General features: G+C 71.3%; 10 protein-coding genes. 6 read left to right on the forward strand and 4 right to left on the reverse strand.

Features of this window, described 5'->3' with window-relative positions; genetic code table 11:
• Window positions 1–38 precede the first annotated feature (38 nt).
• Window positions 39–830, reverse strand: coding sequence for a metal-dependent hydrolase (locus tag ACWGIG_RS32240; protein ID WP_453325229.1), 792 nt, complete (start codon window positions 828–830; stop codon window positions 39–41).
• Window positions 831–991: 161 nt separating this feature from the next.
• Here ACWGIG_RS32240 and ACWGIG_RS32245 point away from each other — a divergent pair, with 161 nt between their 5' ends.
• The 4 genes from ACWGIG_RS32245 to ACWGIG_RS32260 are packed head-to-tail and all read left to right on the forward strand — an operon-like array spanning window position 992 to window position 5140.
• Window positions 992–3514 carry a DEAD/DEAH box helicase gene (locus ACWGIG_RS32245; protein WP_453325230.1) on the forward strand — a complete coding sequence of 841 codons (2523 nt, stop codon included), beginning with the start codon at window positions 992–994 and terminating at the stop codon, window positions 3512–3514.
• Between the two features lie 44 nt (window positions 3515–3558).
• Window positions 3559–4437, forward strand: a complete 879-nt coding sequence (locus ACWGIG_RS32250; protein WP_453325231.1) for an acyl-CoA thioesterase — start codon at window positions 3559–3561, stop codon at window positions 4435–4437.
• Complete coding sequence (locus ACWGIG_RS32255) at window positions 4434–4730, forward strand: hypothetical protein (RefSeq protein ID WP_453325232.1); 297 nt, start codon at window positions 4434–4436, stop codon at window positions 4728–4730. The genes ACWGIG_RS32250 and ACWGIG_RS32255 overlap by 4 nt, the downstream gene beginning before the upstream one ends.
• Complete coding sequence (locus ACWGIG_RS32260; RefSeq protein ID WP_453325233.1) at window positions 4727–5140, forward strand: ribosomal maturation YjgA family protein; 414 nt, start codon at window positions 4727–4729, stop codon at window positions 5138–5140. The genes ACWGIG_RS32255 and ACWGIG_RS32260 overlap by 4 nt, the downstream gene beginning before the upstream one ends.
• Window positions 5141–5198: 58 nt before the next feature.
• On the opposite strand, the gene ACWGIG_RS32265 is transcribed toward ACWGIG_RS32260, so the two are convergent.
• Both ACWGIG_RS32265 and asnB read right to left on the reverse strand, forming a co-directional pair.
• Window positions 5199–5696: a MarR family winged helix-turn-helix transcriptional regulator gene (locus ACWGIG_RS32265; protein ID WP_453325234.1), complete on the reverse strand. Its 498-nt coding sequence runs from the start codon at window positions 5694–5696 to the stop codon at window positions 5199–5201.
• Window positions 5697–5724: 28 nt separating this feature from the next.
• Entirely contained in the window at window positions 5725–7569 is a 1845-nt protein-coding gene (gene asnB, locus ACWGIG_RS32270; RefSeq protein WP_453325235.1) for an asparagine synthase (glutamine-hydrolyzing), read from the reverse strand.
• A 229-nt stretch (window positions 7570–7798) separates the two neighbouring features.
• On the opposite strand from asnB, the gene ACWGIG_RS32275 reads away from it, so the two are divergent.
• Window positions 7799–8239, forward strand: coding sequence for a VOC family protein (locus ACWGIG_RS32275; protein WP_453325236.1), 441 nt, complete (start codon window positions 7799–7801; stop codon window positions 8237–8239).
• 64 nt (window positions 8240–8303) lie between these two features.
• Here the strand turns inward: ACWGIG_RS32275 and ACWGIG_RS32280 are convergent, their stop codons facing one another.
• The gene (locus tag ACWGIG_RS32280) at window positions 8304–9407 is read right to left on the reverse strand and encodes a hypothetical protein (protein ID WP_453325237.1); all 1104 of its coding nucleotides are present in this window, start codon (window positions 9405–9407) and stop codon (window positions 8304–8306) included.
• Between the two features lie 212 nt (window positions 9408–9619).
• Here ACWGIG_RS32280 and ACWGIG_RS32285 point away from each other — a divergent pair, with 212 nt between their 5' ends.
• Entirely contained in the window at window positions 9620–10108 is a 489-nt protein-coding gene (locus tag ACWGIG_RS32285) for a glutathione peroxidase (protein ID WP_453325238.1), read from the forward strand.
• Window positions 10109–10193 lie beyond the last annotated feature (85 nt).

Genomic DNA, 10193 nt, shown 5'->3' on the forward strand with positions numbered 1-10193 from the left:
CGCCCCTCGCGCTCCGGCCCCGGACGGGGCTCCCGGCGTCAGATGAAGTTCAGCGCCGCCGCCCCGCCCACTCCCCCGAGCAGCATGAACACCGGCATCAGCACCTTCAGCTCCACCCAGCTCCCGGCCCTGAACCGCATCGCCTTCGGCGGCCCGATCGGGTACCAGCGCTTCTTGCCGATCGGGATGGGCCACAGGATCGGGCAGCCGGAGACGGTCAGCGCGTCCCCGATGTCGTGCACGAGCGCCCCGAGCACGACGGGCAGGCCGAGCCACAGGTACTCCTGGCCCGGCCCGGTGAACAGCCAGTCCGAGCCGTTGCCCGGCTTGTCCAGCACCCCGGCCAGGATCCACGCGCTGGTCGCGCCCAGCAGCCACACCAGTACGTCGCTGGAGACCCGGGCGGCCCGCCACAGCAGGCCCTCCACCGCGAGCACGAGGTGCACGAAGAGGACGCCGAGGACCGCCCAGCGCCCGCCCCAGACCGCCGCCACCGAGCAGCCGCCACCGATCGCCACCGCCCACACCCAGGTGTGGGTGAGGGTGCGGTGACCGCCGTTCCTGCGCGGGTCGCCCTTGCCCCGGGTCGCCTTGTAGACGGCGGTCGACAGCTTGTCGACGATCTCGCACAGCAGCCGCGAGACCGGGCCGAAGGCGCGCGAGATGGTCGCGGCCTTGTGGTCGAGGTCGGGGGCGAGTGCCGCGCCCGCGCAGATCAGTGCGCCGACGACGAGCACGGGCCACGGCATCGGATGCCCCCAGGCGGCGGTCGCCGCGCCGACCCCCAGCCACGCCGCTGCACCCGACAGAGAGTGCGCCGGTCCCATCATGGTCGTACCCGCCCCATTAGCTTCTGTGCCCCCATCTCTTCCCTGGCGCGGCCGAGTTGCGCCCCGGCCGCCGATGGGCTGACCCGCCACCCTATCCGTGATGATCTTGTATGTACCCTCCGGTTCCCCGATCCGTACCGGAGGCAGGCAAGATGGGGGGCGTGACCCTTATCGATCAGCTCCCGCCGACCGCCGACCCCGACACCCTCTTCGAAGCCTTCGCGACCTGGGCCGAGGGCCAGGGCATCGCCCTCTATCCGGCGCAGGAGGAGGCGCTGATGGAGGTGGTCACCGGCGCGAACGTGATCCTTTCCACGCCGACGGGGTCCGGAAAGAGCCTGGTCGCGGCGGGTGCGCACTTCACGGCACTGGCCCAGGACAAGGTCACCTTCTACACCGCTCCGATCAAGGCCCTGGTGTCGGAGAAGTTCTTCGACCTGTGCAAGCTGTTCGGCACGGAGAACGTCGGCATGCTGACCGGCGACGCCTCGGTGAACGCGGACGCCCCCGTCATCGCCTGCACCGCCGAGATCCTCGCCTCGATCGCGCTGCGCGACGGCAAGGACGCCGACATCGGCCAGGTCGTGATGGACGAGTTCCACTTCTACGCGGAGGCGGACCGCGGCTGGGCGTGGCAGATCCCGATCCTGGAGCTGCCGCAGGCGCAGTTCATCCTGATGTCGGCGACGCTCGGCGACGTCGAGATGTTCGAGAAGGACCTGACCCGGCGGACCGGCCGCCCGACGGCGGTCGTGCGCTCCGCGACGCGGCCGGTCCCGCTGTCGTACGAGTACCGCCTGACGCCGATCACCGAGACGCTGACCGAGCTGCTCGACACCCGGCAGTCGCCGGTCTACATCGTGCACTTCACGCAGGCGGCGGCCGTCGAGCGGGCGCAGTCGCTGATGAGCATCAACATGTGCTCCAAGGAGGAGAAGGAGAAGATCGCCGACCTGATCGGCAGCTTCCGCTTCACCACCAAGTTCGGCCAGAACCTCTCCCGGTACGTACGGCACGGCATCGGCGTGCACCATGCGGGCATGCTGCCGAAGTACCGCCGCCTGGTGGAGAAGCTGGCGCAGGCCGGTCTGCTGAAGGTCATCTGCGGTACGGACACGCTCGGCGTCGGCGTCAACGTGCCGATCAGGACCGTGCTCTTCACGGCGCTGACGAAGTACGACGGGACGCGGGTGCGCACGCTGCGCGCCCGTGAGTTCCACCAGATCGCGGGCCGGGCCGGGCGGGCCGGCTTCGACACGGCCGGCTTCGTCGTCGCGCAGGCGCCCGAGCACGTCGTGGAGAACGAGAAGGCGCTCGCCAAGGCGGGCGACGACCCGAAGAAGCGCCGCAAGGTGGTCCGCAAGAAGGCCCCCGACGGCTTCATCGCCTGGTCGGAGTCCACCTTCGACAAGCTGATCGGCTCCGACCCCGAGCCGCTGACCAGCCGTTTCCGGGTCACGCACACCATGCTGCTGTCGATCATCGCCAGGCCGGGCAATGCCTTCGACGCGATGCGCCACCTCCTGGAGGACAACCACGAGCCGCGCAAGGCCCAGCTGCGGCACATCCGCCGGGCGATCGCCATCTACCGCTCACTGCTGGACGGCGGTGTGGTGGAGCAACTGGCCACGCCGGACGCCGACGGCCGGATCGTACGGCTGACGGTGGACCTCCAGCAGGACTTCGCGCTGAACCAGCCGCTGTCGACGTTCGCGCTGGCGGCCTTCGACCTGCTGGACCCCGAGTCACCTTCGTACGCGCTCGACATGGTGTCCGTCGTGGAGTCGACGCTGGACGACCCCCGGCAGATCCTGGGCGCGCAGCAGAACAAGGCGCGCGGCGAGGCCGTCGGCCAGATGAAGGCGGACGGCATCGAGTACGAGGAGCGGATGGAGCTCCTCCAGGACGTCTCGTACCCCAAGCCCCTCGACGAGCTGCTGTGGCACGCCTACGACGTGTACCGCAAGAGTCACCCGTGGGTCGGCGACCACCCGGTGTCGCCGAAGTCGGTCGTCCGCGACATGTACGAACGGGCCATGACCTTCGCCGAGTTCACCTCGCACTACGAGCTGGCGCGCACGGAGGGCATCGTGCTGCGCTATCTCGCGGGCGCGTACAAGGCCCTGGAGCACACCATCCCCGACGACCTCAAGTCGGAGGACCTCCAGGACCTGATCGCCTGGCTCGGCGAGCTGGTGCGCCAGGTCGACTCCTCACTCCTCGACGAGTGGGAGCAGCTGGCGAACCCCGAGATCGAGACGGCGGAGCAGGCGCAGGAGAAGGCCGACCAGGTCAAGCCGGTCACCGCGAACGCGCGGGCCTTCCGGGTGCTCGTCCGCAACGCCATGTTCCGCCGCGTGGAGCTGGCCGCCCTGGACAACGTCCGCGCGCTCGGCGAGCTGGACGCCGAGTCCGGCTGGGACGAGGACAGGTGGGGCGAGGCGATGGACGACTACTGGGACGAGCACGAGGAGCTCGGCACCGGGCCCGACGCCCGCGGCCCCAAGCTGCTGATCATCGAGGAGGACAAGCCGCACGGGCTGTGGCGGGTCCGGCAGATCTTCGACGACCCGAGCGACGACCACGACTGGGGCATCAGCGCCGAGGTCGACCTGGCGGCATCCGACGAGGAGGCGCGGGCGGTCGTCCGGGTCACCTCGGTCGGCCAGCTCGGCCAGGTATAGGGACACGGAACCAGGTCGAGAGACCCGGAAGAGGAGCAACTGCCATGACGAACCCCGCCGAGAGACTCGTCGATCTGCTCGACCTGGAGCAGATCGAGGTCAACATCTTCCGTGGCCGCAGCCCGCAGGAGCACCTCCAGCGGGTCTTCGGCGGGCAGGTCGCGGGCCAGGCGCTGGTCGCCGCGGGCCGCACCACGGACGGCGAGCGCCCGGTGCACTCGCTGCACGCGTACTTCCTGCGTCCCGGCCGCCCCGGCGTGCCGATCGTCTACCAGGTGGAGCGGGTGCGCGACGGGCGTTCCTTCACCACCCGGCGGGTCACGGCCGTCCAGCAGGGCCGCACGATCTTCAACCTGACGGCGTCCTTCCACAAGCCGGAGGAGGGCGGCATCGAGCACCAGTTGCCGCCGCGCCGCGAGGTCCCCGACCCGGAGTCGCTGCCGACGGTCGCCGACGAGATCCGCGACCACCTGGGGGCGCTGCCGGAGGCGCTGGAGCGCATCGCGCGCCGCCAGCCGTTCGACATCCGGTACGTGGACGGGCTGCGCTGGACGCGCGAGGAGATCGAGGGCGCGGAGCCGCGCAGCGCGGTGTGGATGCGCGCGGTCGGCCCGCTCGGCGACGACCAGCTGGTGCACACCTGCGCGCTGGCGTACGCGAGCGACACGACGCTGCTCGACGCGGTGCGGCTGCCGGTGGAGCCGCTGTGGGGTTCGCGGAACTTCGACATCGCCTCGCTGGACCACGCGATGTGGTTCCACCGTCCTTTCCGGGCGGACGAGTGGTTCCTGTACGACCAGGAGTCGCCGATCGCGACCGGCGGACGGGGGCTCGCGCGCGGCCGGATCTACGACCGGGACGGGCAACTGCTGGTGTCGGTGGTGCAGGAGGGGCTGTTCCGGAAACTGGGCGAGGAGGGATGACCGAGCGGCGGTCCCAGGTCCAGTACACGGTCGAGGCGAAGGCGGTCCACGACAGCCTGACCGGCGAGCGGCGGGCCAAGGTGGACCACGCCGTGCGCGTGCTGGCCAGGGACCCCTTCCACAAGCTCGCCACGGCGCAGATCGGGCCCAACGAGACGTACCGCAAGGCGTATGTCGCGCCGGGGATCGTGCTGGAGTACGTGGTCGTGCGCGAGGCGTTCGTCGTCGTCCTGCTGGAGCTGTTCGACGAGTCGTCGTACCTCATCGACGAGTCCGAGGCCGACGCGCAGTGAGCCGGACCCGGTGGTACGCGCTCGGAGCGGCGGCGGTCGCGATCGCCGCCGCTCTCGGCATCCGGGCGGTCTTCAGCGGCGGCTTCGCGAAGTACTCGGGGGACGCGCTGTACACGGTGCTGCTGTACGCGCTCGTGGTCGCGGTGGCGCCCCGGGTGCGGCCGGTGGTCGCGGCGGGGGTCGCGCTCGGGGTGAGCTGGGTGCTGGAGCTCTTCCAACTCACCTCCGTACCGGCGGAGTTGAGTGCCCGCAGCTGGCTGCTGCGGCAGGTGTTCGGGTCGACGTTCAACGCGCCCGATCTCTTCTGGTACGTCGTCGGGGCGGCCGGCGCGTGGACGGTGCACCGGTGGTGCGGGCGGACCGGCCGGGCGGAGGCCCGACAGGGCGCGGCTGTCGTGCGCATTCCCTGATCGGCCCTTGTGGGGCCCCGGCCCTGAGTGAACCTGGCCGGCCGGGCCGGGGCCCGGTTCACGGGGTCCCCGGACCCGCCTCCGCGAGTCGGCGGAGCAGCGGGGCCAGGGACACCACGGCGCGGGCCTGTTCCGCGTCGAGGGTGGCGAGCCGGGCGGCCAGCACCTCGGCCTCGTCGCGGGCCACCTCGGTCAGGGTCTCGGCGCCGCGCGCGGTGAGCCGTACCGAGGAGGCCCGGCCGTCGGTGGGGTCGGATTCGCGGCGCACCAGCCCCCGGGTCTCCAGGGCGGCGACGGCGGCGGTGGCCGTGGGCTGCGAGCAGGGCACCTTCGCGGCGAGTTCGCCGATCCTGGCCGGGCTCTTCTCGTACAGCAGGGACAGGACGATGACCTGAGTGGGCTGGAGGCAGCCGGCCGGGGCGGCTCTGCGGAGGCTGCGCAGCAGGCGGTGCAGGGAGACCACCAGGTCCCGCACGTCATCGTCCCGTACGTCCGTGTCCCGTACGTCCGTGTCCCGCACGTCGTCGTCCCGTACGTCCGCGCCCTCTGCACCCACGTCAGCCCGCCCCCGTGCCACGATCAGGTCAAGAGAGTGCCAGGGTCGGCTTGTACATGTCCAGCCAGAGGGCCAGGTCCAGGGTGAGTTCCAGGCTCCGCCGGGAGGCCATGGTGATCTGCGGCGACTCCACTTCGGCGGCGCTCCTGAGCAGGCCTCGGTCCACGAGGTCGAAGACCCGGTGGCCGGGGTCGGCGAGGAGACCCTTGACGTGGTCCTGGAGGGCGAGCGCGTACTTGGGGTCCTGGGTGGAGGGGTAAGGACTCTTGACCCTGTCGTACACCGAGCGCGGCAGGACGTCGGCGGTGGCCTCGCGCAGCAGGCTCTTCTCCCGGCCGTCGAAGGACTTCAGGGCCCACGGCGCGTTGTACACGTACTCGACGAGGCGGTGGTCGCAGAACGGGACGCGCACCTCAAGCCCCGTGGCCATGCTGGCGCGGTCCTTGCGGTCGAGCAGGACACGCACGAAGCGGGTGAGGTGGAGGTGGCTCATGCGGCGCATCCGGAACTCGAAGTCGCTGTCGGAGCCGAGGCGTTGGATGCCGGACACGGCGGTCGCGTAGCTGTCCTTGACGTACGTGCCGAGGTCGAGCGAGTCGACAAGGGCGGGGCGCAGGACGGAGGCGTCGTCGGTGCCGAAGTGCCGGCCGGTCTGCCCCAGCCAGGGGAAGGTGTCCCCGTGGCGGGCCTCCTCGTCGAAGAACTGCTGGTAGCCGCCGAAGACTTCGTCCGCCGACTCCCCCGACAGGGCGACCGTGGAGCGTTCGCGGATCGCCTTGAAGAGGAGGTAGAGCGAGGCGTCCATGTCGCCGAAGCCCATCGGCAGGTCGCGGGCGCGGATCACCTTGGCGCGCACCTCGGGGTCGGCGAGGGCGTGCGAGTCCAGGACGATGTCCTGGTGGTCGGTGCCGGAGGCGCGCGCCACGTCGTGGACGAACGGGGTGTCGGGGGTGGAGCGCAGTTCGTCGGCGACGAAGTTCTCGGTCCGGCCGACGAAGTCGACGGCGAAGCTGCGCACCCGCTCCCCCGTCGGGGCGAGCTGCTGCGCGGCGAGCGCGGTCATCGCGGAGGAGTCGAGGCCGCCGGAGAGCAGGGTGCACAGGGGCACGTCGGCGACGAGCTGGCGGCGGACGATGTCGTCCATCAGCGTCCTGACGTGGGCGATCGTGGTGTCGCGGTCGTCGGTGTGCTCGGTGGACGCCAGCTCCCAGTAGACGTGCCGGCGCAGGCCGCCCCGGTCCACCGTGACGACCGTGCCGGGCTCGACCTCGCGCATGCCCGCCCAGACGGCGTGGCCCGGCGTCTTGACGAGGGCGAGCATCTCGCGCAGCCCGTCGAGGCCGACCTCGCGGCGGGCGAGGGGGTTGGCGAGGACGGCCTTGGGCTCGGAGCCGAAGAGGACGCCGTCGGGGGTCTCGTAGTAGTAGAGGGGCTTGATGCCCATCCGGTCGCGGATCAGGACGAGCCGCTGCTTGTGCTCGTCCCAGACGGCGAAGGCGTACATGCCGTTGAGGCGGGAGGCGACGTCCTCGCCCCATTCCAGGTAGCCGTGGAGCACGACCTCGGTGTCGGATTCGGTGGTGAACCGGTGGCCGCGCGCGGTGAGTTCGGCGCGCAGTTCGGTGAAGTTGTACGTCTCCCCCGAGTAGACGACGGCGACGGTGCCGCGCGGGGTGTCGACGGTCATGGGCTGCCGGCCGCCGGGCAGGTCGATGATGGCGAGCCTGCGGTGGCCGAGGGCGGCGGGGCCCGACACCCAGGTCCCCCGGTCGTCGGGGCCTCGGCAGTCCATGGTCTCGGTCATCGCGTCGACGGTCCGCTGTTCGGTGCGCAGATCACGTGTGTACGAGATCCATCCGCTGATTCCGCACATGGGGGCTCCTCCTGACATCCGGGCCGGCCCGGATCCGGGCCAACCAGTTGTATCGGGCACCTATATATGGAGGGTGAGTCAGAGGAAGGGGGCCCGTCAACCGGCCGACGGGGAAAGAAACGGCAAGTGGGCGGAGTTCGGCCGACTTTCGACCCGGGCCCGACGGCGGAGAACGACCGGGACCCGGGTCGGATCACGGGCCCCACGGAGCTCGCCCATAATGCGGTGCATGACTACTACTTGGCCGAAACACCTCGACGTGGGCGCCGTGCGCTTCGCCCGCCCCACCGTCCGCTACGACGAGATCCTCAGCTTCTACCGGGACGATCTGGAACTCCCGGTCCTGGCCGCCTGGCAGGAAGAGGGCAGTCACGCCGGAGTGGTCTTCGGGCTGCCCGGCACGCCCGTCCACATGGAGATCACCCAGAGCGGCCACCCGCCGCGGATACCGGAGCCGCACCCGGAGAACCAGCTCGTGCTGTACGTGCGCGGGCCCGGGGCCGTCGAGGCCGGCGTGGCCAGGATGCGCGAGCGCGGGCACGAGCCGGTGGAGGCGGCCAACTCCTACTGGCCGGAGCGCGGCGCGGTGGTGTTCGCGGACCCGGACGGCTGGATGGTCATCCTGGCGCCCTGGGTGTTCGGCGAGGACCCGGTGCCGACTCCGGCATAGCGCCCACGGGCGGGGCCCCGACGGTCAACTCCCGTCGGTGCCCGACTCTTTGGGGAAGGCTCCCTCACCCCCCGCCCAGCGCGGCGGCGATCCTGCGGGCGACACCCCGGTGAGCAACCCGCCGGGTCAGCTCCACCAGCTCGTCGCGCGCAGCCGCACCACCTTGCAGCGACAGGGCCACGACAGCCGCCTCCGCCACCTTGGGGGCAGCGGGTATCCCACTCGGCAAGGGCCGCAGCGCGGTATCCGCAAGCCGGGCCAGGACTGCGGCCGTGTCCGGGGCGGGCGGCGCCAGACCCAGCAGCCAGGCAAGGCCACGCAGTGCCTGGCAGTTGTACGGGTCGGGCCGCCGGACGGCATCGATGTCGTCGTACCGATGGCTGCGCAGCGGGGGCGCCGCACGCCCTTGCCCGACCAGGTCGAACCAGCTGTGGATCCGGTGACGGACCTGCTCCGGGCCCGCCGCGTCCAGCAGCGTCCGCCCGGCGCGGGCCCACTTCGCGGAGGGAGCGCGGGCGGTGGGCGGGGCGGTGTGCGCCAGCAGCAACCGCCAGGGTTCACCGCCGGCCGCCTCGTCCTTGAGGGCCTGGTCGACCCAGGCCTCCCCGGGGTTGAGCACCGGCCCGGGGAAGGTGGCGAGCAGTGCGCACAGAGCGGGCTCCGCGTGGTGCACGAGGGCGGTGCGCCGGAGGACCGCGAGGACGGACGGGTCGGGAATGCGCCCTGCGGCCAGCTCGGCCGTCACCAGCTCCCAGTCCCGGTTGCCGGAGGTGACCGTGTATCGCGTCCCCAACTCGGCGAGCCTGGCCTGTCGTTCGGCGGCGAGCAGGTCACCGTCGAGGCCACGGACCACACCGCTGGCCACCGTGAGGAGTTCGCCGCGCAGATAGCCCGGACTGCGGCCGAAGTCCTCGAAGACGTACGGCCCTTCGTCCTCGACCTTCGGCAGCCAGTCCGCCCAGATCCGCCCGAGGACCAGCCGGTCGGTGTCGGGGAGCGAGCGCAGCAGCTCCAGATTGTCGGCGCCGGGGCCGGTCATGGCGCCGTTGTGGCAGGCGGCCCGCATCACCGATCGGGCGAGCCCCGGCAGGTCGCCGCGCACGGCGAGGTCCCGGTACCCGACCGCCTGCTCCACCAGCACCTGCGGGTCGCTCAGCCATCTGCTCATGGTCACGAGCGTAGGAGACGGCACTGACAACGCCCCGGCGGCCAAGGCCGGTTCGGTTTCCGTGCTCACCGGTTGCTCCCTCCGGTGTGCCGTACGACCGGATCGACGCCCTCACGGCCCTCTTCGCCGGGGTCGCGGCGCGACTGTCGGTGGCACGGGTTAGCCTGCGTAATTCGGACGAAGTCCGCAGAGCAACCGAGGAGGACCCGCACATGAGCCTGTACGACATCCCGCTGCACACCCTGGACGGCGAGCCGACGAGCCTGGCCGCGCACAAGGGCAAGGCGGTTCTGGTCGTCAACGTCGCGTCGAAGTGCGGCCTGACGCCGCAGTACGCGGGCCTGGAGGAGCTGCAGAAGACGTACGCGGACCGCGGCTTCACGGTCCTGGGCGTGCCGTGCAACCAGTTCGCGGGACAGGAGCCGGGGAGCGCGGAGGAGATCGCGACCTTCTGCTCGGCGAGCTACGGAGTGACCTTCCCGCTCCTGGAGAAGATCGAGGTCAACGGGGAGCACCGGCACCCGCTCTACACCGCGCTGACCGAGGTGGCGGACGCGGAGGGTGAGGCCGGGGACGTGCAGTGGAACTTCGAGAAGTTCCTGCTCTCGCCCGCGGGCGAGGCCGTGGGCCGCTTCCGGCCCCGCACCGAGCCCGGTGACACGGCGATCGTCGCAGCCATCGAGGCCAACCTGCCTGCCTGACCTGCCCGAAGCACCGCCTCCGGCCCCGGTGGGCACCCCCGACCTGCCCGGCACTGAACGGCAGGCCGACAGCGCACTGACGGCT

The organism is Streptomyces sp. NPDC054863, assembly GCF_053610825.1.